General features: G+C 67.0%; 21 protein-coding genes, 1 pseudogene and 2 riboswitches. Of the genes and pseudogenes, 13 read left to right on the top strand and 9 right to left on the bottom strand.

Annotation, left to right across the window (positions count from 1 at the left end; all coding sequences use genetic code 11):
• Positions 1-130 precede the first annotated feature (130 nt).
• On the top strand, positions 131-547 hold the full coding sequence (locus tag ACFXN1_RS14620; RefSeq protein WP_379441642.1) for a PaaI family thioesterase: 417 nt from the start codon (positions 131-133) through the stop codon (positions 545-547).
• Positions 548-559: 12 nt separating this feature from the next.
• Here the strand turns inward: ACFXN1_RS14620 and ACFXN1_RS14615 are convergent, their stop codons facing one another.
• On the bottom strand, positions 560-1174 hold the full coding sequence (locus ACFXN1_RS14615) for a TetR/AcrR family transcriptional regulator (protein WP_379441643.1): 615 nt from the start codon (positions 1172-1174) through the stop codon (positions 560-562).
• A 98-nt stretch (positions 1175-1272) separates the two neighbouring features.
• Here ACFXN1_RS14615 and ACFXN1_RS14610 point away from each other — a divergent pair, with 98 nt between their 5' ends.
• The 4 genes and pseudogenes from ACFXN1_RS14610 to ACFXN1_RS14595 form a co-directional block, all read left to right on the top strand.
• Positions 1273-2166, top strand: a complete 894-nt coding sequence (locus ACFXN1_RS14610; protein ID WP_379441645.1) for a metal-dependent hydrolase — start codon at positions 1273-1275, stop codon at positions 2164-2166.
• A gap of 155 nt (positions 2167-2321) precedes the next feature.
• On the top strand, positions 2322-3341 hold the full coding sequence (locus ACFXN1_RS14605) for a PDR/VanB family oxidoreductase (RefSeq protein WP_379441687.1): 1020 nt from the start codon (positions 2322-2324) through the stop codon (positions 3339-3341).
• A 15-nt stretch (positions 3342-3356) separates the two neighbouring features.
• Entirely contained in the window at positions 3357-4856 is a 1500-nt protein-coding gene (locus tag ACFXN1_RS14600) for a flavin-containing monooxygenase (RefSeq protein WP_379441646.1), read from the top strand.
• A pseudogene (locus tag ACFXN1_RS14595) lies at positions 4856-5737 on the top strand (short-chain dehydrogenase/reductase); the annotation flags it as partial. The gene ACFXN1_RS14600 and the pseudogene ACFXN1_RS14595, both read left to right, overlap by 1 nt.
• 6 nt (positions 5738-5743) lie before the next feature.
• Here ACFXN1_RS14595 and asnB read toward each other — a convergent pair.
• Positions 5744-7588 carry an asparagine synthase (glutamine-hydrolyzing) gene (gene asnB, locus ACFXN1_RS14590; RefSeq protein ID WP_379441648.1) on the bottom strand — a complete coding sequence of 615 codons (1845 nt, stop codon included), beginning with the start codon at positions 7586-7588 and terminating at the stop codon, positions 5744-5746.
• Positions 7589-7995: 407 nt separating this feature from the next.
• On the opposite strand from asnB, the gene ACFXN1_RS14585 reads away from it, so the two are divergent.
• The 3 genes from ACFXN1_RS14585 to ACFXN1_RS14575 all read left to right on the top strand — a co-directional run bounded on the left by ACFXN1_RS14585 (position 7996) and on the right by ACFXN1_RS14575 (position 9999).
• On the top strand, positions 7996-8526 hold the full coding sequence (locus tag ACFXN1_RS14585; RefSeq protein WP_379441649.1) for a hypothetical protein: 531 nt from the start codon (positions 7996-7998) through the stop codon (positions 8524-8526).
• A gap of 485 nt (positions 8527-9011) precedes the next feature.
• A complete protein-coding gene (locus ACFXN1_RS14580) occupies positions 9012-9401 on the top strand; it encodes a peptidase inhibitor family I36 protein (protein ID WP_379441651.1) in 390 nt (129 codons plus the stop codon).
• 154 nt (positions 9402-9555) lie between these two features.
• The gene (locus ACFXN1_RS14575; protein ID WP_379441652.1) at positions 9556-9999 is read left to right on the top strand and encodes a hypothetical protein; all 444 of its coding nucleotides are present in this window, start codon (positions 9556-9558) and stop codon (positions 9997-9999) included.
• Positions 10000-10274: 275 nt separating this feature from the next.
• On the opposite strand, the gene ACFXN1_RS14570 is transcribed toward ACFXN1_RS14575, so the two are convergent.
• Positions 10275-10487, bottom strand: a complete 213-nt coding sequence (locus tag ACFXN1_RS14570; protein WP_379399957.1) for a DUF397 domain-containing protein — start codon at positions 10485-10487, stop codon at positions 10275-10277.
• Positions 10474-11394 (bottom strand): helix-turn-helix domain-containing protein, encoded by a 921-nt coding sequence (locus tag ACFXN1_RS14565; RefSeq protein ID WP_379463594.1) that lies wholly within the window; start codon positions 11392-11394, stop codon positions 10474-10476. The genes ACFXN1_RS14570 and ACFXN1_RS14565 overlap by 14 nt, the downstream gene beginning before the upstream one ends.
• Before the next feature lie 182 nt (positions 11395-11576).
• On the opposite strand from ACFXN1_RS14565, the gene ACFXN1_RS14560 reads away from it, so the two are divergent.
• Positions 11577-11960 carry a hypothetical protein gene (locus ACFXN1_RS14560; protein WP_379441655.1) on the top strand — a complete coding sequence of 128 codons (384 nt, stop codon included), beginning with the start codon at positions 11577-11579 and terminating at the stop codon, positions 11958-11960.
• A gap of 37 nt (positions 11961-11997) precedes the next feature.
• Positions 11998-12267, top strand: a complete 270-nt coding sequence (locus tag ACFXN1_RS14555; RefSeq protein WP_379441656.1) for a hypothetical protein — start codon at positions 11998-12000, stop codon at positions 12265-12267.
• Between the two features lie 43 nt (positions 12268-12310).
• On the opposite strand, the gene ACFXN1_RS14550 is transcribed toward ACFXN1_RS14555, so the two are convergent.
• Positions 12311-12787, bottom strand: coding sequence for a Fur family transcriptional regulator (locus ACFXN1_RS14550; protein WP_379441657.1), 477 nt, complete (start codon positions 12785-12787; stop codon positions 12311-12313).
• 122 nt (positions 12788-12909) lie between these two features.
• Here ACFXN1_RS14550 and ACFXN1_RS14545 point away from each other — a divergent pair, with 122 nt between their 5' ends.
• Positions 12910-14028, top strand: coding sequence for a HoxN/HupN/NixA family nickel/cobalt transporter (locus tag ACFXN1_RS14545; RefSeq protein ID WP_379441659.1), 1119 nt, complete (start codon positions 12910-12912; stop codon positions 14026-14028).
• Between the two features lie 48 nt (positions 14029-14076).
• On the opposite strand, the gene ACFXN1_RS14540 is transcribed toward ACFXN1_RS14545, so the two are convergent.
• The gene (locus ACFXN1_RS14540; protein WP_379441660.1) at positions 14077-14280 is read right to left on the bottom strand and encodes a zinc transporter Slc39a7; all 204 of its coding nucleotides are present in this window, start codon (positions 14278-14280) and stop codon (positions 14077-14079) included.
• 291 nt (positions 14281-14571) lie between these two features.
• Between ACFXN1_RS14540 and ACFXN1_RS14535 the strand changes: the two genes are divergently transcribed.
• On the top strand, positions 14572-15339 hold the full coding sequence (locus ACFXN1_RS14535; protein ID WP_379441662.1) for a class I SAM-dependent methyltransferase: 768 nt from the start codon (positions 14572-14574) through the stop codon (positions 15337-15339).
• Between the two features lie 46 nt (positions 15340-15385).
• Here ACFXN1_RS14535 and ACFXN1_RS14530 read toward each other — a convergent pair whose 3' ends face one another.
• The 3 genes from ACFXN1_RS14530 to ACFXN1_RS14520 are packed head-to-tail and all read right to left on the bottom strand — an operon-like array spanning position 15386 to position 17032.
• The gene (locus ACFXN1_RS14530; protein ID WP_379441663.1) at positions 15386-15958 is read right to left on the bottom strand and encodes a histidine phosphatase family protein; all 573 of its coding nucleotides are present in this window, start codon (positions 15956-15958) and stop codon (positions 15386-15388) included.
• Positions 15955-16794 (bottom strand): CbtA family protein, encoded by an 840-nt coding sequence (locus ACFXN1_RS14525; protein ID WP_379399975.1) that lies wholly within the window; start codon positions 16792-16794, stop codon positions 15955-15957. Before ACFXN1_RS14525 ends, ACFXN1_RS14530 begins: the two co-directional genes overlap by 4 nt.
• Before the next feature lie 22 nt (positions 16795-16816).
• Complete coding sequence (locus ACFXN1_RS14520; protein ID WP_357003714.1) at positions 16817-17032, bottom strand: CbtB-domain containing protein; 216 nt, start codon at positions 17030-17032, stop codon at positions 16817-16819.
• A gap of 38 nt (positions 17033-17070) precedes the next feature.
• Positions 17071-17213, bottom strand: a riboswitch (cobalamin riboswitch).
• Positions 17214-17337: 124 nt separating this feature from the next.
• A riboswitch (cobalamin riboswitch) is annotated at positions 17338-17567 on the top strand.
• A 136-nt stretch (positions 17568-17703) separates the two neighbouring features.
• On the opposite strand from ACFXN1_RS14520, the gene metE reads away from it, so the two are divergent.
• Positions 17704-19962, top strand: a complete 2259-nt coding sequence (gene metE / locus ACFXN1_RS14515) for a 5-methyltetrahydropteroyltriglutamate--homocysteine S-methyltransferase (protein WP_379441665.1) — start codon at positions 17704-17706, stop codon at positions 19960-19962.
• The last annotated feature ends 148 nt before the right edge of the window (positions 19963-20110 follow it).

The following is a 20110-nucleotide window of genomic DNA, read 5'->3' as shown; positions in this document are numbered from 1 at the left end:
CGCGGCCGCGGACCCGCCGATCACCGCGGAGCACAGGCGATTACCTCGCGCATCGGCGGCAACTTCGGAGCCCGCACGATTACCCGCGAGGTAATCGACGCGCGGCCCGGCGTCGGGCAGAGTCGATCGCATGACCGACACCGAGATCACCACCGCCCCGACGGGCGCCCAGCTGTTCGCCACCATGCCGTTCACCGAGGGCCTCGGCGTCCAGGTCCTGGAGTGCGGCCCGGAGCTGGTGCGCAGCCGCCTGGAGTGGCGCGAGAAGCTGTGCACCCTGGGCGGATCGATGCACGGCGGCGCGCTCATGTCGCTGGCCGACGCCACCGCCGCGGTGTGCGCTTTCCTGAATCTGCCGGCGGGCAAGCAGGGCACGACCACGGTGGAGTCGAAGACGAACTTCCTGCGGGCCCTGCGCTCGGGTCACGCCACCGCCACGGCCCGTCCGCTGCACGCCGGGCGCAGCTTCATCGTGATGGAGACCGAAATCCGGGACGAGGCGGGCAAACTCGTCGCCAAGGTGACCCAGACCCAGGCGGTGCTGTAGTCGGGCAATCGCCTACCCGACGAGGATCGGCACCAGATACGTGCGTGCGAATTCCCCCAGCTCGTCCGGGGTTTCGAGGGTGGCCGCGCCGCCGCCGACGAGAATCAGCGAATGCACTATGCGGCAGCCGATTTCGGTGCGCGCGGCCAGATCGGCCGGGGCCTCGAACAGGCCCCGGGCGGCGGCCCGCTCCAGGATCTGGATGGTGGCCGCGACGGACATGGCGAAGGTGGTCGTGCCTTCGACGGTGAGTTTCACCAGGATTCGGTCCGGCTCGACCGCGAGCAGCCGTTCCACCAGCGGATGGGCCCGCCAGCGGGTGATGACGGTGACGAAGATGTCGGCAACCAGTCCGGGTAGGTCGTCGTGCCGGTCCGGCATGCTCGACAGTTCGGCCAGCAGGTTGCCGACCTCGCGGCTGACGACGGCCTGTACCAGGTCGTCGCGGGAGCCGAGCCGGCGGTAGACGGTCACCCGGTCGACGCCGGCCTGCTTGGCGACGTCCTCGATCGTCGTCTTCTTGACCCCGACCTTCTGGAACTGCACGAGTGCCGCGTCGAGGATGCGCGTCTCGATGTCATCGGCGGCATCCGTGCGGGTCAGCGGGTTTTTCGACGCGGTCGTCACCGGATCCACGCTAGCAGGCACCACCCCCGATGCAACAATCTCGGATAATTTGTAGCTGCAACATTGCAATAGGATTTGTTGCGCTGTACGGTTCGGTCATGGCTGACAAGGCTGGCGCGACGCAGCGCCACTACCGCGACGAGGCGCACGCCATCTCCGCCCGCGATGTGCGGTTCGATTTCGATTCCGTTCCGCTGCACTACATTCCGGGCGAAGTCCTGGCAACCCACATTGTCGATGTCATGCACCTGGTGCTGCCGGAGGGCGAACGGGCCATGGCGCAGACGCTGGCGGAGGCCCTCCCCCACATCCACGACGAGCGGCTGCGGGAGGAGGTGACCGGGTTCATCGGGCAGGAGTCCATGCACGCCAGCAGTCACGAGGCGGCGCGCCGGCACCTGCAGTCCCTCGGGCTGGACGTCGACTCCTATGTCGATGCCATTGCCTGGCTGGTCGATCGGATTCTCGGCGATCACGGGCTGAGCGGCCGGGCGCGCGAGGAGTGGCTCAAGGAGCGGCTGGGCCTGTTTGCCGGGATGGAGCACTACACGGCCGTCATCGGCGAATGGCTGCTCAATGCCGACATTCTGGAGGCCGAGGGCATGCATCCGGCCATGCTGGACCTGGTGCGCTGGCACGGGGCCGAGGAGGTCGAGCACCGCAGCGTGGTCTACGACGCGTACATGTACCTCGACGGCGGGTATCTGCGGAAGGCGCGCACCGCGGTACTGGCCAGCGCGACGCTGCTGCCGCTGTTCATCGTTTCGGCCGGATATCTGTACCGGAAGGATCCGTCGCCGCGGAAGGGGAGCTTCTGGGCGCGGCAGTTCCTGAGCGCGACGCGTCGCGGCGTGATTCCCAGCTGGACGGTGTTCTTCACCGAGATTCCGCGGTATCTGCGGCCGGGCTTCCATCCGTCGCAGCTGGGCCCGATGGATGTGGCGCTGCGGTATCTGGCGCATTCCCCAGCGGCGCGGGCGGCTGCCGAGTGAGCCCAGAGGACAGCGTGAGCATGCGAATCCAATTGGGCGCCAAGAGCCGAACGGCCGTCCCGGCCCGGGTCGGCGCGGCGCACCGGTCCGGCAGCCCGGACCTGGCGAGCGCGACTGGCCGGGCGCATGCGGTCGACCCCGTGGATGCGGGGACGATGCCCGCGAGCCTGCGGATGCTCGGCGGGATGATGGACGCCTACAAGCAGCTGTTCGTGAGCGGCCGCACGGCGCGGCTGCTGTCTCCGTCGAACCCGGTGCGCCACAGCGGGTTCGAGCTGGACACGGTGGTCGAGCGGCTGCAGCGGCCCGCGCCCGATGTACTCGCGGTGACGCTGCGAGCCCCGGACGGGCGGGACCTGCCGAGCTGGCGGCCCGGGGCGCACGTGGACGTGTTCCTGCCGTCGGGGCGGCAACGGCAGTACTCGTTGTGCGGAGATCCACGGGATCGGACGCGGTACCGGATCGCGGTGCGGCTGATCCCGGACGGCGAAGGCGGGTCGCGCGAGCTGCACGAGTCGCTGTGGGTCGGGGACCGCATGCGAATTCGCGGGCCGCGCAATGCTTTCACGCTGGTGGACGCGCCGTCGTATCTGTTCCTGGCAGGCGGGATCGGCATCACCCCGATCCTGCCGATGGTGCGGGCCGCCGGGTCGCGCGGGCGACTGGTGTACGCGGGACGGTCGCGGGCGACGATGCCGTTCCTGGACGAGCTGCCCGACGCGGAGGTACGGCCCGACGACGAGGTCGGACCGCCCGATATCGCCGCGATCATCGCGAGTGCGGAACCCGGTGCGGCCGTGTACGTGTGCGGTCCGCCCGCCATGCTGGAGGCGGCGCAACGCTGCCGGTTCACACTGGATCCGACGGGATCACTGCACACGGAACGCTTCTCGGCGCCGCCCGTGGTCGACGGCCGGGCCTTCGACATCACCCTGGCGCGCAGCGGCCGGACGGTCCGGGTCGGCGCGGAGGAGACGGCGCTCACGGCGGTGCGGCGGGTGCTGCCCGATGTGAACTACTCCTGCCGCCAGGGCTTCTGCGGCACCTGCAAGGTCGGGGTCCGCGCGGGCGACGTGGACCACCGCGACCGGCTGCTCACCGCGGCCGAGCGGGAGAACCGGATGCTGCTCTGCGTGTCCCGCGCCTGCGGCGACGCGCTCGTGCTCGATCTCTGAACGCGGGGAACGCTCATGTCGATTGATACGGAAACAACTGTGGCCGAACCCGATTCGACACCGGCCGAACATGTCGGGATCGCCGTCGTCGGGGCCGGATTCGGGGGCATCGGCCTGGCGATCAAACTGCGCGAGGCCGGGTTCGAGGACCTGGTGATCCTCGAGCGCGCCGAGGATCTGGGCGGGACCTGGCGGGCCAACACCTATCCCGGCTGCGCGTGCGATGTCCCCTCACAGCTCTACAGCTATTCGTTCGCCCCGAATCCGGACTGGTCGCGGACCTATGGGCGCCAGGCCGAGATCCTGGAGTATCTGCGCCGGGTCGCCGCGGACCACGATGTGGTGCGGCACATCCGATTCGGCGCCGAACTGCTGGACGCACGCTGGGACGAGGCGCACTCACGGTGGCGGGTGGAGACCAGCCGGGGTGCGCTCACCGCCGATGTCCTGATCTCCGCGGCGGGCATCTTCGCGGAGGCCAAGTATCCCGAATTGCCGGGGTTGGATCGGTTCGCGGGCAAGACCTTCCACTCGCTGCACTGGGATCACGACCATGACCTGACCGGCGAGCGGGTGGCCGTGATCGGCACGGGCGCGTCGGCGGTGCAGTTCGTGCCGGAGATCCAGCCGGTGGTCGACCGGCTGCTGCTGTTCCAGCGGTCCGCACCCTGGATCGTGCCACGGATGGATCGGCGGACACTGGGTCTGGAGCGGACGCTACTACGTCGGATTCCTCTTGCCCAGAAAGCGATCCGTGGTGGCTGGTACGCGGCCATCGAGGGCTTCGGCCTTATCTCACTGGTGGACAAGCGGTTCCGCCATCCGTACGAGGCACTGGGCCGGTTGCAGCTGCTACGGCAGGTGCGCGATCCCGCGCTGCGCAAGACCCTGACCCCGAACTATGTCATCGGATGCAAACGCGCCATCTTCTCCGACGCCTATCTGCCGGCGCTGGATCAGCCGAATGTCGAGGTCGTCACCGACGGCATCGCCGAGGTGCGCCCGCACTCGATCGTGCTGCGCGACGGCACCGAGCACGCGGTCGACACCATCATCTTCGGCACCGGCTTCACCTCGATTCCGTCGGCGTATCACCGCTATATCGGACGGCACGGGCAGTCCATCGCGGACCTGTATCACCATGAGCCGCAGAGCTATCTGGGCGCGGCCGTCGCAGGATTCCCCAATTTCTTCTGCACGCTGGGCCCGTTCGGCGCGGCCGGGAACCAATCGGCCGTCTACATGATCGAATCCCAGATCGCCTACATCGTGGATGCGGTGAAGACCATGCGCGACAGGGGAATCGACCGTATCGAGCTGCGTCCCGAGGTGCAGGACGATTTCCTCGACGAGATGGACCGCCGCAGCGCCGACACCGTGTGGCTGACCGGCGGCTGCCAGAGCTACTACACCACCGCCGACGGCCGCAATGCCGGCCTGTACCCCAACTGGAGCTTCGAATACCGCCGGCGCACCCGGCGTTTCGACGCCGACTCCTACGAAATGAGCCGCTGATGTCCACTCCGCGCTGTCTCCCCGGTCCCGGCCCCTTCCGTCCCGAGGGGCGGGTCGCCCTGATCACCGGGGCCGGTCAGGGTATCGGCCGCGAACTCGCCGGGGTGCTGTACCGGCGGGGCGCGTCGGTCGCCATCGTCGATGTCGATGCCCGGGCCGCCACCTCGCTGGCCGCCGCCCTGGGTGATCGGGCCCTGCCGGTGATCGCGGATGTCTCCGACCGGGCCGCCATGGCCGAGGCGATTCCGCAGGTGGTCGCCTACTTCGGGCATCTCGACATCGTGGTGGCGAACGCGGGCGTGGTGCCGCCGCCGGCGACGCTGCGGACCATGGATCCCGCCGAGTTCGACCGGGTCATCGGCATCAACCTCACCGGGGTGTTCAATACCGTGCACCCGGCGCTGGACCACATCATCGCCGCGCGCGGGCATGTCGAGGTCGTGTCCTCGTGCGCCGCTTTCGCTCCGGGGATGGGCGGCGCGCCGTACATGATCAGCAAGGCGGCGGTGGAGCAGCTCGGCCGGGCGCTGCGGGTCGAGCTGGCGCCGCACGGGGCGTCCGCGGGCGTCGCCTATTTCGGGATCGTCGACACCGAGATGACCCACTCGACCCTCGACCGGGACGAACTCGGCCGCCGCATCGAGGCGCTGCTGCCGTGGCCGCTGAGCACCCGTATCACCGCCGAGCACGCCGCGCGCACCATCGCCGACGCCATCGAGCACCGCACACCCCAGGCCATCTCGCCGCTGGCCTGGATGCCCTACTCGCTGCTGCGCGGCGTGATCAATTCCGTGCTCGATTCCCGCCTGGCCCGTGACCCGCGGGTGCACGCGCTGCTCCGGGAAGTCGAGCGCCGCAGTCTCGAGAAGCCGCTGACATCGCCGGGTTCAATTCCATTGCAGATCCGGCGAATACAGATCCAGCCAGGTGCCGATATCGATGGCACGGTCGAGACCGACGCGGACCTGCGGGGCCATGCGGGCCGGATCCTGTTCCACGGCCCGCAGTAGCCACTCACGGTCGAGGAGGTCGAACAACAGCGAATCGTGTTCCATCAGGCGTTCTTTCACGTGCTGCTGCAGATTGGCTGCGTACCCCGGGTCCTGGGTGGACGGGTACGGGCTCTTGACGCGGTCCACGACCGATTGCGGCAGCACGTGTTTCGCCGCCGCCCGCAGCAGGCTCTTCTCGCGGCCGTCGAAGGTCTTGAGTTCCCAGGGCGTGTTGTACACGTACTCGACGAGCCGGTGATCGCAGAATGGCACGCGCACTTCGAGTCCCACCGCCATGGACATGCGGTCCTTGCGGTCCAGCAGCTGGCGGACGAAGCGGGTCAGATGCAGATGGCAGACGGAGCGCATGCGGTGTTCGAGGTCGGATTCGCCCGGGAGGTGATCGACCTCGGCGACGGCCGTCGCGTACTGGTCGGCCACGTACTCGGGGAGGCGCAGCCGGCTGCGCAGGTCGGGATGGAGGATGTCCCAGCGGGATTCGAGGGTGAAGGCGGAATTGAAGGCGAGCCACGGGAAGGTGTCGGCCTTCAGGGCCACGCCGTCGTGGAACCAGCGGTAGCCGCCGAATACCTCGTCGGCGGATTCGCCGGACAGCGCCACAGTCGACTGCTCCCGGATCGCGCGGAACAGCAGGTACAGAGAGCTGTCCAGATCGCCGAGGCCGAGCGGGAGGTCGCGGGCGCCGATCACCGCCCGGCGCACCGAAGGATCGGAGAGCTCGGCCGGATTCAACACCACATCGCGGTGTTCGGAACCCACCAGGCGGGCGACATCGCGGACGAACGGGGAATCCGGGGTGTCGCGCATCTCGTCCGGGACGAAGTTCGCCTCCTGGTTCACGAAGTCCACCGAGAAGGTGCGCAGCCGCTCGCCCCGGCGGGCGAGTTGCTGGGCGGCGAGGCCGGTGATGGCGCTGGAATCCAGGCCGCCGGACAGCAGCACGCAGCGCGGCACGTCGGACACGAGTTGCCGATCGACGATGTCGGTGAGCAGGTCGCGCACCTTCTCCACCGTCCGCCCGGTGCCGTCACAATGCTCGCGGGCCGTGAGCCGCCAGTAGGGGCGCCGGCGGATTCCCCTGCGGTCCACCGTCATCACCGTGCCGGGTAGCAGTTCGGTCATCCCCCGCCACAGCGCCCAGTCGGGAGCCTTGGTGAACGCGAACAGCTCCCGTATCCCGTCGATGTCGACGACCGTGCGGACGAGCGGATTGGCCAGGATCGCTTTCGGTTCCGATCCGAATATCACCCCGTCCGGCGTCGGGTGGATGTACAGCGGCTTGATCCCCATCCGATCCCGCACCAGCACGAGTTTCTCGCCCTGCTGATCCCAGATCGCGAACGCGTACATGCCGTTCAGCCGATCCACCACCCCCTCGCCCCACTCCAAGTACCCCCGCAGCACCACCTCGGTATCACTATCGGTCCGGAATGAATGCCCCAATCCTCGGAGCCGATTCCGCAATTCGCGATAGTTGTACGCCTCCCCCGAATACACGATGGCCACCGGTCCCCCGCCGGTCTCGGCCACCATGGGCTGCGCCCCACCGGGCAGGTCGATCACCGCCAGCCGCCGATGCCCCAGCGCCACATGCTCGCGCACGAACGTCCCCCGCGCATCCGGCCCCCGGCACGCCATGGTCTCCGTCATCCCGTCCACTACCCCCTGCCGCCGCGTCAGATCCGCCTCGAACGACACCCACCCTGCAATCCCACACATTCGGGGACCTCCAGATTGTTAGCAACGTGAACTATCTGTAATTCCGTTGTAACACACCGAAACCCACATGAATCGCAATCCACAGAAACCTGTTGCAATCGAGACTTATTGCCACGCAATAGCTTTGATCATGCTCGCGCCCGAATTCCCGGATCGGACCCAAAACCTCACCGCCCCTCCGATCGCGATCGCAGCGAGCACGGGCGACTACATCGAGCGCGGTATCAATCCCCCGAGTAGTGGACATTTGCCCAGTTCAGAGCCGGTATGGGGCATGTCACATCAACCTTGCTCTGACCATTAGGTAAGGCTAGCCTTCCATCCGCTGCTGACACGCAGCAGACTCACAGGGTCGGGGCGTCGCGGTCGTCGAAACTCGCGGTGAAACAACTGAAGGAGAACCACACATGCGCACATTCACGACGTCACGGTCGGCCGGGCTGGCGCTCGGGATCGCGGCGGCGGTGCTGCTCGCCAACCCCGCCGTCGCGTCCGCGACCATCACCGGCACCGGCACCGTGACGGTCAACGGCACGAAGTTCACCACCGTCATCACGAGTCTGAAGACCGACCTGCCGTTGCTGCGCTGCGAGGGCATCGCCTTCGACGCCACGAAGACCGACTACAACCCGGCAATCGACGCCGACCCGAATGTGAAGCTGTACGAGGGAGCCCCGGCTCAGGTCGGCTCGGAATACGCGATCACCGGTCCCACTCTCGTTGCTGGGCAAGTCATTACCAACGGGTCCGGCACCGGTACCAGCGCCGACTATCCCGCGGGCACCTACTGGGTCCGCACCCAGTGCAAGGAAGGCACCGAGGCCGGCGCCTATCAGACCCCGTTCACGCCGACCAAACTCACGATCACCGCCAACTCGCAGAACCCGAACACCGCCCCGGGCGACCAGTTCAAGGGCCTCACCACCGGGTCGGCGTAACCGTTCGACGTCGGAGGCCGTCGAAAGCACCCGGCCCGGCGCGATGAGGGGCGTCGGGCCGGCGCTGGAGAATCTCGCAAATCATGTTGGGAGCCAACAACACTCCCGGATCGAGAACCCGAGTGTGTCGGCGACGACGGATGCCGGAGCCTGGAGAACGAGCTAGCGCCTACCACCGCCATGCCATGGTGATCTCGCTGTCCGTGGTGATCCTGGCGTGCACGCTAGCCGAGATACGAGTTCTGGAAGGCGATTCGGCTCAGCCCAGGCTCACCTCGTTGAGCCGAGGCCGGTTTCCTCGTGGGGTAGGTCGTCCAGCTTCCGCCAGCCTCGGCCCGGACTCGGGATGTGGGGAACCGGGCGCCCGGCCATCCACTTCGAATGAGTAGGCGCGGTGAGTATTTCAGCGGACGCCCGAAAGTGCTTGCGGTTCATACGCTTCCCCGCAGCACCCGCAGTTGGGTGTCCCACCAGAGGAGGAAACAGTGTCCCGCTCGAACAGCGCGCGTCTCGCGCCCCTCGCCGCCGTCGCCTTGACTTTCGGCGCGCTCACCGCCACAGCCCTGGTCGCCGCGACCCCCGCGCACGCCTACGCCTATGACTGCCCCGGTGGCATGTTCTGCGGATGGGAAGGCCGCGACGGCACCGGAAACCTGGTTGTCCAGGCCAACTCCGACTGCTTCCTCCACGACATCGGGAATGCCGGAAAGGGTGACCTGCTCACCTCGTACTGGAACCGGACGGGCAAGCAGGTCACCCTCCTCAACTGGATGGGCGACCATTGGGAAACCCTCGCGGTCATCCAGGACAGCGAGCGCGGCACCCTCTCACGCTATGCCGACAAGAAGACCGACGCGGTCCGCCTCTGCGACTGACCAGGAACTTCGCGCAGCCGGACGGCTGCCGGTCCGGCTGCTGCGAATCGGGCTCGGCCAATTCTGAAGCATGTTAATTTCACTATCTCGGCGTGGTCGCGGATCGCGTCGGATGTTCGTGACCGCGCGGACATCTCGTAGTGAAAGGGACGCCATGACAACACCCTGGGTGCGCCACGCGAAACTCGCCGTGACGGCGGTCGCGGGCACGGGCGCGCTGCTGCTGGCCGCGGCCCCGGACGCCGGGGCCGCCGGCATCGGCGACGTGACGCTGAAGGGCTCGAACCCGCAGGCCGGGTGCAGCTACACGCTGACCAGCGGCGACCTGGTCGGCGGCGGCAGCAGCTCGTTCAACGAGATGCCCGTCACCTTCTACGACAACGGGGCCACCATCGGCACCGGCAAGGTCGGCACCAGCCTGCTCGGCAACCCGGCCGAAGTCTCGTGGACACCGGCCACCCCGGGCCAGCACGTCCTCACCGCCACAGCCGGTTTCAGCTTCAACACCCCCATGCCCCTGACGCCGTTGACCGTCCAGGTCGGCGCAGCCGGCTCCACCGGCAGCTTCGGCTGCCCGCTCCCCAGCATCTCCGGCTAGCCGAAGGTTCGACCGACCCGGAACCCTCTGTCCGGCAGCCAGAGTCGGCCGACGCCCACTCCCTCGTTTCCGACAGGGAGCGGGCCGAGCCCTCGGACGCGCCTCGGACCATCAGCGAATCCAACTCCGCCACACAAAGATCCGCACCACCGACATCGCGCACGGCCACGCACCCACATCGGTGTCGCTGCGGTGCCGAGCCCTCGGAAGTTGCGCGTCAGGCCGAAACCCGATGATCTACTTGACCTGTCACCGCAGCATCAGGCCGATCGACGTCAGGCCGGATGACCGAACGTTCCGGCGACCACACTGGACGTAAAGGCATCCCACTCCCCCGGCCCGAAGACCAGAGCCGGGCCGGTCGGATTCTTGGAGTCCCGGACACCGACCATGCCGCCGTCCAGATGCGCGACCTCAACGCAATCACTTTGGCTGCCACTGTGACTGCTCTTGAACCACTCGGCCGCGGATAGGTCAATGCTGGTCATGCTCAAACTCCTTCGTCACCCGGCGAACCAACTCCCGGGTCGGCTGATCCTCCAGTGCGGCGCTTCGGATCGCCGAAGCAAATTCACTATAGAGCCGCACGTCATCACGCTTTTCGAGGTACACATCCTGAGCCGGGCCACCTTCGATGAACACAATCGGCGGCTCGACGGGCCCGTCTGCTGTGGTGGTGGTGTCGAACTCGAGGATCGTGAACGACCCATGCCGCATTCCCCAAGCCAATCCCGCCGAATACGGGTGGATGCGCAGAATGACATTGGGCAGCTTGGAAACCTCGGCCAGGTGACGCAACTGGGCCTCCATGGTCCGTCGGCTGCCGATCACTCGATGCAGCGCAGACTCGTGCAGAAGTACCTCCAGCGCAACCGGATTGGTCTTGCGGGTAATGATCGCCTGCCGCTTCATACGGTACTCGACACGACGATCGATGTCGCTGCTGCTGACGAATCCCGGGTACGCGCCGATCACCGCGCGGGCATAGTCGGAGGTCTGCAACAGTCCAGGTACATGTTCGTGGTAGGTGATCAGCCGCCGGGCGGCGGCCTCGAGACCCACATACATATTGAACGCATCCGAGTACAACCCACCGTAGGCGCGATACCAACCTTGCATCCTGGCGATCGTTGCCAGATCGATGGCAGCAGCTGTTTCGGATGAGCCGACGCCGTAGACGTCGCATAGTGCGCGCACATCCTGTTTGCGAACCTTTTGCGTCTGTCCCGCCTCGATGCGCTGCAGCGCCGAGGCGGATAAATCAACCAGCTTCGCAGCAGCCGCGAGAGTGAACCCGTTGGCTTCACGCCACTCCCGCAGAAACCGTCCCAACTGCCGCCGCGGAAGCGTCGAACTCGGGGCGAACTCAGTGTCGTCATCGCAAGTACCGGGCATATCGGCGTCCCATCATTACGCGAAATCGGGTTGATTGGATCGCGAAATCGGGTGTGATCCACTGCCTTTCCGAATCTGTTCATGCCGATTCGAACGACATGTGGCCGGGAACCCGATATCACTGTATCCGCCGCGTCGCTGGTGGTGTGCTGAAACCACAACGACGGCAGGGAGGTAGCGAGATGTCCTACGACGGCGCGTGGTCGGTGCAAGCCATCATCGACCGCATCGAACACGAGAAGCAGCTGGCCGACGCCGAACGCGTAACGGCCAGCAAAACCAAGGTCGGCTATTCGGTACGCGGGTTGTGGTCGTGCTACTCGGATCCGGGCAAACTCACTGCCGCGCAAGCGCATACGGCCATGCAGCTGCATCTCGGGTGCGGCGTTGATACCTGCCGGGTGCGGCGGCGGGCACGCACCGCGCTGGTCGCGGCTGGCCGTATGGTGCTGGACCCGCGTGCCACGCGCACCAATGCAGCCCGTAGATCGCCGCTCGCCGTGCTACGTGACGCGCTCTCCGGTTGGGGTGCACTGTTTCTCGGCGGTCGCCATGCCCTGCGATGACTGCGACCGGGATGACTACGATCGAGTCGAGATTCAGGTGATCAAGGATGTTCTCGATATCGTCGAGGCCCGCTTGCGCGAGCGCGAGCTGTGCGGGTGGCGACTGACCGTGCCCCGCTCCCAGATCTACGCAACCGTCCTGCACGCGGTCATCGTCAGCGCGCGTGAATCACACCGAGTCCCGGCCACTCTCGACCGGGCGGCCATCCTCGACTCCATTCTCGACGGCGCCGATCCCCCGGATTCCGGCCCGACCCGGCACCCGGTCGACGACGTCATCCGACACCACATCGCGAACATGAATTGACCCCATAAAACTCATCGAGTAGTCGACCGCGGTTCCTGCGTGGTCAGTCCTCGGTGTCCTGCTGGCAGGCTGGGCATAAACCGTGCAGGGTGAGTCCGCCGGTGTCGGGCAGGGCGAAGCGGCTGCCGTTGCGTGCTTCGGCCAGGGCCACGGTGAGATGCGCCGAGGGGACCTCGTCGATCGCGCCACACCGGGTGCACACCGCGTGATGGTGCGGGATGTCGGTGAGTCCGTAACTGGTGATCCGTTCATCGATAACCAAGGCGTGCAGCACTTCCGCGTCGACCAGGGTCGCCACGGTCCGGTAGACGGTGGTGAGGTCGACCTCGTGGCCGGCCGAGGCGAGGCCCTGCTGGATCTGGGCCACGGTCAGGTGCCCCTGCTCGCGCGATCCGTCCAGGATCGACAGCACAGCCAGTCGTGGTGCGGTGCACCGCAGTCCGCGGCTGCGCAGCAGCCGGCGAGCGTTGTGCTCACCGGTCGGCGCCGGGGCGTGAGTGAGGTGCGAAACGCGCGCCATGGCCCCCAGTCTGCCGTTTCGACCCGCTCGACCGCCAACCCCCGTCTTGCCAATCACTTGCAACAAGGCGGGATGCGTTCTACCTTCGATGAATTCGGCTCGCGCGGAGAGGGGATATCGTGATGTCTGCAATCCTGAAACCTTTTCGCGCGGTCACCGATCGGCTGGCGTTGACCCGCCCGGAATGGCTGCGGCTGGCCGCGATGGCCGGGGTCATCATCGGCTTGCACGTGCTGGGCTGGTTCACCCTGGTCGCGTTCGTCGCTCCGCAGCATTTCAGCCTGGGCGACCGGACCCTGGGTGTCGGCGTCGGCTTGACCGCCTACACGCTGGGCATGCGGCATGCCTTCGACGCCGACCACATCGCTGCGATCGACAACACCACCCGCAAGCTCATGCACGACGGGCAACGACCGCTGTCGGTCGGATTCTTCTTCTCCCTCGGCCACTCCAGCGTCGTCTTCGGTCTGGCGCTGCTGCTCTCGATCGGTGTGAAGGCCATCGTCGGGCCGGTCGAGGACGACTCCTCGGCGCTGCACCACTACACCGGACTGATCGGAACGACCGTCTCGGGGACGTTCCTCTACATCATCGCGATCATCAATATCGCTGTGCTGGTGGGCATTCTGCGTGTGTTCCGGCGCATGCGCGGCGGCCAGTTCGATGAGGCCGAGCTGGAAAACCAGCTCGCACAACGCGGTTTGGTGAACCGGCTGCTGGGTCCGGTGATGAAGTCGGTGACCAAGCCTTGGCAGATGTACCCGATCGGGCTGCTGTTCGGCCTCGGCTTCGACACCGCCACCGAAGTCGCGCTGCTGGTCCTGGCCGGCACCAGCGCCGCGGCGGGCCTGCCCTGGTACGCGATCCTGTGCCTGCCGATCCTGTTCGCCGCCGGCATGAGCCTGCTCGACACCATCGACGGCAGCTTCATGAACTTCGCCTACGGCTGGGCCTTCGCCAAACCCGTGCGCAAGGTCTACTACAACATCACCATCACCGCGCTCTCGGTCGCGGTCGCCCTCATCATCGGCACCGTCGAACTTCTCGGCCTGCTCGCCGACCAATTCGGCTGGACCGGGGGCTTCTTCGACTGGATCAGCGCCCTGGACCTCAACCTGATCGGCTACCTCATCGTCGGCCTGTTCGTCGCGACCTGGGCCATCGCCATCCTCGCCTGGCGCTATGGACGCATCGAAGAGAAATGGACTGCCGGACTCCAGCCTCGAACCGACCAGGACTGACCAGCTGACGCCCAGCCACACCGCAGCCGTGTTCCCGCACGGTTCGGCTCAGTCGTGGGTGTGTGAGTGATCGTCGAGTAGATCGCTTTGATGCACATGGCGATGCGAATGCACGGTCCCATCCTCGTGCGTATGGGTGTGTTCGTGTTCGCTGTGGTCATGCTCGTGCGTGCTGTGGGCGTGGGTATGGGTATGGGTGCCGTGACTGTGCGGATGGGTATGGGGCTCGACGTGGGAGTGTTCGTCGGTCATATCCCGGTTCCTTTTCTGTATCGAGTGGGTTTTACGGCAATGCATGCATACCAGCACGCCGCGGTGATATCCGGGATGCCCGGACCATCGGCGGGTGCGCACGAGTTGCGACCTCATATCCGACTCTGTCCGTGAGCGGCCGCAGAAGTCTTTTCGCTCTGAACCGGACCAAATGGTCTTGTATTGGGTTGAACACACTTATGCTGGGGCGTCGAAGCGCGTCGACCGGGGAGGACTCGGCGGCGGTTGTCGCAGAATGCGCGAAATACCTTACCTGCGAGGAGGATTCGTGTGACGACCAGCAAGCTCGATATGTCGCGGGCGCGGTACTGGGTCGGCCGGTGGGATCGTCAGCAGGAGCACTACATGCCCGATCGCGAACAGCGGTTCGAGGTGATCGGTGACGTCCTGACCGAACTTGTCGACCGGACGGACCCGTTGATCGTCGACCTCGGCGTCGGTCCGGGAACGCTGTCGGACCGGCTGCTCACGCGAATGCCTGCCGCCACCATCGTCGGAGTGGACGTGGATCCGCTGCTGCTGACATTGGCCGAGATGACCCTGGGGTCACCGCGATTCCGTACGGTGAACGCCGATCTGCGCGAGCGCGATTGGCTCGACAGACTCCGGTTGCATCGAGTGCCCGACGCGTTCGTGAGCACCACCGCTCTGCACTGGATGAACCGTGAACCGCTTCGCGCGCTGATCCGCACCTGCGCGGACGCACTCGCACCCGGCGGTCTGTTCATCGACGGGGACCATCTCCACGAAGGAGCCACCGGCCCGCGATTGGACGCACTGGGCGAAGCCATGACCGCCCACCGTGCCCAACGCATGGGAACCGCGGGTTCGGAGGACTGGGACGCGTGGTGGGCCGCGGTCGACCACGCTCCCGAACTGGCCGACCTGGTCCGCCTGCGCGACGGCGGATTCGCCCACCCGGTCGACGACCGACCTACCGTCCACGACTACATCGCCTTCGCACGCGAGGCGGGCTTCGCCGAATCCGGAATCGTGTGGCAGTACGGCGACGACCGCGTGATCGTCGGGATCCGATAACCCGCGTGAGCGACCGCCGCTGGAGGTCCGCTCTCGCCACCGACGATCAAACGATGAGGTCGTGGGCGGTGGTCCGCAGGGTCCAGGCGGGGGCGCGATGGTGGAGCGTGGTGGCCGTCAACGGCGGGATGTCGATGCGCCAGAAGGACTCCGCGGGGGCGTTCAAGGTGAGCAACACCGCGGCCCGGACCACGGCGGGGTGGGTGATCGCGACGATGCGGCCGCCTCGGCCGGCCAGGGAGGTCAGCCAGGAGCCGACGCGGTCGAGGAGTCCGATGATGGATTCGCCGCCGTGGGCGCGGTAGGCGGGATCGGTGAGCCAGGCCATCAGCTGGTCGGGCGGAAGTGCATCCATCGACCGGCCGCTCCAGGTGCCGTGGTCGATATCCCGGAGGGCCGGCTCGGGAGTTCCGGTCAAGCCCAGACCGTGAGTGGTTTGGGCCGTACGGATTTCCGGGGCGTGGTAGACGACGGCGGGTTCGAGGCCGGGGAGGCCGCCCGCTTTCTCGACCGACTGCGACCCGAGCGGGTTGAGCGGTTCGTCGGCCGGGAAGCGGGCGGCCTGCACGGCGTCGGTGATCGCGTGCGTCACCAGGGTGAGGCGGGTGACCGCGCTCATGCGGCCAGTTCGGTCGTGGTCGAGCGGTCGCCGAGCAGGCGCGGGGCGAGCCAGGCGAAGCCGACGCCGATGACCGCCCACAGGATCAGCTGGGCGGCGAAGGAATACAGCCGGAAGTGATAGAGATCGTCGGCGGGGAAGCCGGGGTACACGATCGTTCCGGACGGATCCTTCAGTGGCTGCGGGGTTTCGGTGGCGAAGTCGCCGTACTCCTTATTGGCCGAGAGCTTCCCGAGGGACGGGAGCAATGCCATGACCGCGCCCATGACCACCACGAAGGCTGCGGAAACCGCGATGGTGGCGGTCCAGTTACCCAGCCGTGCCGCCAGTTTCCGGCCCAGCCAGATGGCGGCGAGCAGGACAACCGCACTGATCACGATCATGCCCACGAACAGCGCCGTTCGTTCCTTGATGGTCTCCGGATGCCCGATCGAGGGCGGGTTGGCCGGATATTTCAGGAACGGCACCGCGTACAGCACCAGGAACATGCCGCCCGACACCAGCAGCGCCAGATTGCGGGGGGCGATCTTGCCGGCCTTACGCAGCGCCAGGAAGTAGACGACCGCGAACAGCGCACCCAGCGCCGCGCCGAACACGATCACGCCGAAGCCCAGCCCGATGTTCTCCTGCTGGGTGCGGGTGAAGATGTCAGGACCCATGTCGGCCATGGGCTTTCCGGCGGCCTTGTCGAGGGCCATCTGCACGTCGTCGCGGCCGGATTCGTAGTCGATGGCCCTATTGATGATGGGCTCGGCCAGAATCCGGGCGAAGACGAACGCCAGCAATCCGCCGAGTGCGCCCAGCAGGACTCCTCGGCCAATGATTCGCTTTTCCATTGTGGTGACTCGATTCCCGCGACTAGTGGCAGGGGAACCCGAGGAAATGCCGTCCGTCGTGCACGAACTCGTGGACGTGCATGTCACTGCCGAAGATCGACACCGCACCCTGGTCGATGCCGATGAAGTAGATCGCGAGCAGCGCGAGAACGGTGGTGCCGACCAGCCACAGGGCGGTGGTGGGGAGGGCGAGCGCGCCGGTGCCGAGACCGGAACGAGGAGCGTAGGACGTAGCCACGGTGACCCCTTTGAGTCAGGGGGATTTCGCGTCCCCACAGTCGATCGAATTCACGATGCGAGGGTCTGACTCGCACCCCTACCGGGATGCTCACAGTGGCGCGACCGCTCCGGAATTGCACCGGATTCCTCAGGACATCGTCGAATCACCATACGAAGACACATCCCCGCTGGTCAATCCGGGTCCACCTGATGGGATCGCACCGGCCGCGCAACAGGTTCGTGAGAACCTTCGCTATATTCGCCATCGCAGCTGGTTCGCCGGAGGTGGAGTCGAGGAGCCCCTGATCCATCCGATGGCGTCGAAGCCCGGCGGTGCGTTCGCGTGCCGAGCGGGTGAGAGGGAACCCGGTGAGAATCCGGGACTGTCCCGCAGCGGTGAGTGGGAACGACAGCCGTCATTCGCACTGGGCGCAAGAAATGATGCCTGGGAAGCGACGGCCAGTAGGACCAACCCCGGGCCTCGAGCGCCGGGGCCGACCCTTCCGGGTCGATGCCCACGAGTCCGAAGACCTGCCCGTTGTGCCGGATACGCCGTATCCGGCGGTCGTCGCCTCGTGGATTGGGCGGTACGCCGAGTGGGACCTGGGCACGGGATCGATGCTTTGCGGGCTCCGTCAGCGTGCGTTCTTAAGGGCGGCGGCCATCGGCTACTGACCAAGGAGTTCATCAATGCTGAACCCTGACAACACTTTCACCGCCACGGTGCTCGGATTGCCGCGCATCGGGCCCAACCGCGAGCTCAAGCGCGCGGTCGAGTCCTATTGGGCCGGGCGGATCGACGCCGCGACCCTGCACGACGTCGCGGCGGGTCTGCGCGCTACGCAGCTGCTGCGAATCCGCGACACCGGCCTGGATTCGGTTCCGGTGGGGACCTTCTCGTACTACGACCATGTGCTCGACACCGCGGTGCTGCTGGGTGCGCTGCCGGACCGGGTGCGCGGCATCGAGGACGAGCTGGACCGGTACTTCGCCGCGGCGCGCGGCACCGCCGAGGTCGCACCGTTGGAGATGACCAAGTGGTTCGACACCAACTACCACTACCTGGTGCCGGAGCTCTCGGCCGCGACGGAGTTCTCGCTGCATCCGGCCAAGCCGCTGGCCGAGCTGAAAGAGGCACTGGCACTGGGTGTTCCAGCCCGTCCCGTGATCGTCGGACCGATCACGTTCCTGAAATTGGCCAAATCGGTGGACGGCAGCACCCTGCTGGACCGGCTGCCGGATCTGCTGCCGCTGTATGAGCAGCTACTGGGCCTGCTGGCGGAGGCGGGCGCGCGCTGGGTGCAGCTCGATGAACCGGTGCTGGTCACCGACCTGAGCGAGACCGAACTGGCGCTGGTGCACACCGTCTATCGCCGGCTGGCCGAGGTGTCCGCACGGCCGGCGCTCCTGGTGGCCTCGTATTTCGGCCGCTTGGGTGAGGCATTGCCGGTGCTGGCGGCGACCGGTGTCGAGGGCATCGCCGTCGATCTGGTCGCAGGCGGCGACGCCGATGTGGTTGCGGCGCAGTCGCTTCGGGACACGCTCGTCGTGGCCGGCATCGTCGACGGCTACAACGTGTGGCGCGTCGATCCCGATCGCGCGCTGCCCCGGCTGGCCGCCCTGCGCGAGGGCGGCGCCCAGGTCGCCGTATCGAGCTCCTGCTCGCTGCTGCACGTTCCCTACAGCCTGGACGCCGAGACGGCGCTGGAGCCGCGGCTGCGCTCGTGGCTGGCTTTCGGCGCGGAGAAGGTCGCGGAGATCCGGATGCTCGCGAGCGCCCTGTATGAGGGGCAGGACGCGGTCGGCGAGCAGCTGGAGATCGCGCGAACGGCCGTGCGGGACAGGCGATCCGACACTCGACTGCACAACGCGACCGTGCGGGCCCGCCTGGCCGGTGCAACCGACGTCCGGCGCGCCCCGGCTGCGGAGCGGCGGACCCTCCAGCAGCAGCGACTGCACCTGCCGTTGCTCCCGACCACGACGATCGGCTCGTTCCCGCAGACCGGCCGGATCCGGGTGGCGCGCGCGGAACTGTCGCGCGGGGAGATCGATCGGGCCGAGTACGAAGCGCGGATGCAGGACGAGATCGCCGAAGTCGTTGCGCTGCAGGAGGAGATCGGCCTGGACGTGCTGGTGCACGGCGAGCCGGAACGCAATGACATGGTGCAGTACTTCGCCGAGCAGCTCGACGGGTTCGCCGCCACCGTGAACGGCTGGGTCCAGTCCTACGGCACCCGATGCGTCCGGCCCCCGATCCTGTTCGGCGATGTGGTGCGCCCGGCGGCCATGACGGTCGGCTGGAGCACCTACGCGCAGTCGCTCACCGCCAAGCCGGTCAAGGGCATGCTCACCGGGCCGGTCACCATCCTGGCGTGGTCCTACATCCGCGACGATCAGCCGCTCGCGGACACCGCACGCCAGATAGCGCTGGCGATCAGGGACGAGACGGTGGACCTCGAGGCCGCGGGTATCGGCATCATCCAGGTGGACGAGCCCGCGCTGCGGGAACTGCTGCCGCTGCGCCGCGCCGACCAGCCCGCCTACCTCGACTGGGCGGTGGACGCGTTCCGGCTGGCGACCTCCGGCGTCGCGGACGCCACGCAGATCCACACGCACCTGTGCTACTCGGAGTTCGGCGAGATCATCGGCGCCATCGCGGAATTGGATGCCGACGTCACCTCGATCGAGGCCGCGCGCTCTCATATGGAGGTGCTCGACGACCTCACGGCCGCAGGCTTCGACCTGGGTGTGGGACCGGGCGTGTACGACATCCACTCGCCGCGCGTGCCGAGCCCGGGTGAGATCGAGCAGTCGCTGAGCCTGGCACTGAAAGCCGTCCCGGCCGAACGGCTCTGGGTCAACCCGGACTGCGGTCTGAAGACGCGTCACACCGATGAGGTGACCGCCTCGCTGCGCAACCTGGTCGCAGCGGCACAGGCGCTGCGCTGACCGCGCGCCGGGGCGCTCCACATCGCGGGCGCCCCGGCGTGACGTCGTTCTCCCATCGGCGCGGCATCGGCCGCGCCACAATCCCTTCCACGAGGTCATCATGGATTCCCCACTCGAACGGAACCGTTCGATCGCCGGGCGCTCGACC

This window comes from Nocardia sp. NPDC059154 (genome assembly GCF_042755705.1).
In the GTDB taxonomy this organism is placed as follows: Bacteria; Actinomycetota; Actinomycetes; order Mycobacteriales; family Mycobacteriaceae; genus Nocardia.
Note: the sequence above shows the minus strand (reverse complement) of the source record. Positions and strands in the feature narration are given on the sequence as shown.

Excerpts from the sequence above, each read along its gene's own strand:
- ACFXN1_RS14620 (WP_379441642.1), top strand. The coding sequence starts at position 131 with ATGACCGACACCGAGATCACCACCGCCCCGACGGGCGCCCAGCTGTTC.
- ACFXN1_RS14610 (WP_379441645.1), top strand. The coding sequence starts at position 1,273 with ATGGCTGACAAGGCTGGCGCGACGCAGCGCCACTACCGCGACGAGGCG.
- ACFXN1_RS14605 (WP_379441687.1), top strand. The coding sequence starts at position 2,322 with ATGCCCGCGAGCCTGCGGATGCTCGGCGGGATGATGGACGCCTACAAG.
- ACFXN1_RS14600 (WP_379441646.1), top strand. The coding sequence starts at position 3,357 with ATGTCGATTGATACGGAAACAACTGTGGCCGAACCCGATTCGACACCG.
- asnB (WP_379441648.1), bottom strand. The coding sequence starts at position 7,588 with ATGTGTGGGATTGCAGGGTGGGTGTCGTTCGAGGCGGATCTGACGCGG.
- ACFXN1_RS14585 (WP_379441649.1), top strand. The coding sequence starts at position 7,996 with ATGCGCACATTCACGACGTCACGGTCGGCCGGGCTGGCGCTCGGGATC.
- ACFXN1_RS14575 (WP_379441652.1), top strand. The coding sequence starts at position 9,556 with ATGACAACACCCTGGGTGCGCCACGCGAAACTCGCCGTGACGGCGGTC.
- ACFXN1_RS14570 (WP_379399957.1), bottom strand. The coding sequence starts at position 10,487 with ATGACCAGCATTGACCTATCCGCGGCCGAGTGGTTCAAGAGCAGTCAC.
- ACFXN1_RS14565 (WP_379463594.1), bottom strand. The coding sequence starts at position 11,394 with ATGCCCGGTACTTGCGATGACGACACTGAGTTCGCCCCGAGTTCGACG.
- ACFXN1_RS14560 (WP_379441655.1), top strand. The coding sequence starts at position 11,577 with ATGTCCTACGACGGCGCGTGGTCGGTGCAAGCCATCATCGACCGCATC.
- ACFXN1_RS14550 (WP_379441657.1), bottom strand. The coding sequence starts at position 12,787 with ATGGCGCGCGTTTCGCACCTCACTCACGCCCCGGCGCCGACCGGTGAG.
- ACFXN1_RS14545 (WP_379441659.1), top strand. The coding sequence starts at position 12,910 with ATGTCTGCAATCCTGAAACCTTTTCGCGCGGTCACCGATCGGCTGGCG.
- ACFXN1_RS14540 (WP_379441660.1), bottom strand. The coding sequence starts at position 14,280 with ATGACCGACGAACACTCCCACGTCGAGCCCCATACCCATCCGCACAGT.
- ACFXN1_RS14530 (WP_379441663.1), bottom strand. The coding sequence starts at position 15,958 with ATGAGCGCGGTCACCCGCCTCACCCTGGTGACGCACGCGATCACCGAC.
- ACFXN1_RS14525 (WP_379399975.1), bottom strand. The coding sequence starts at position 16,794 with ATGGAAAAGCGAATCATTGGCCGAGGAGTCCTGCTGGGCGCACTCGGC.
- metE (WP_379441665.1), top strand. The coding sequence starts at position 17,704 with ATGCTGAACCCTGACAACACTTTCACCGCCACGGTGCTCGGATTGCCG.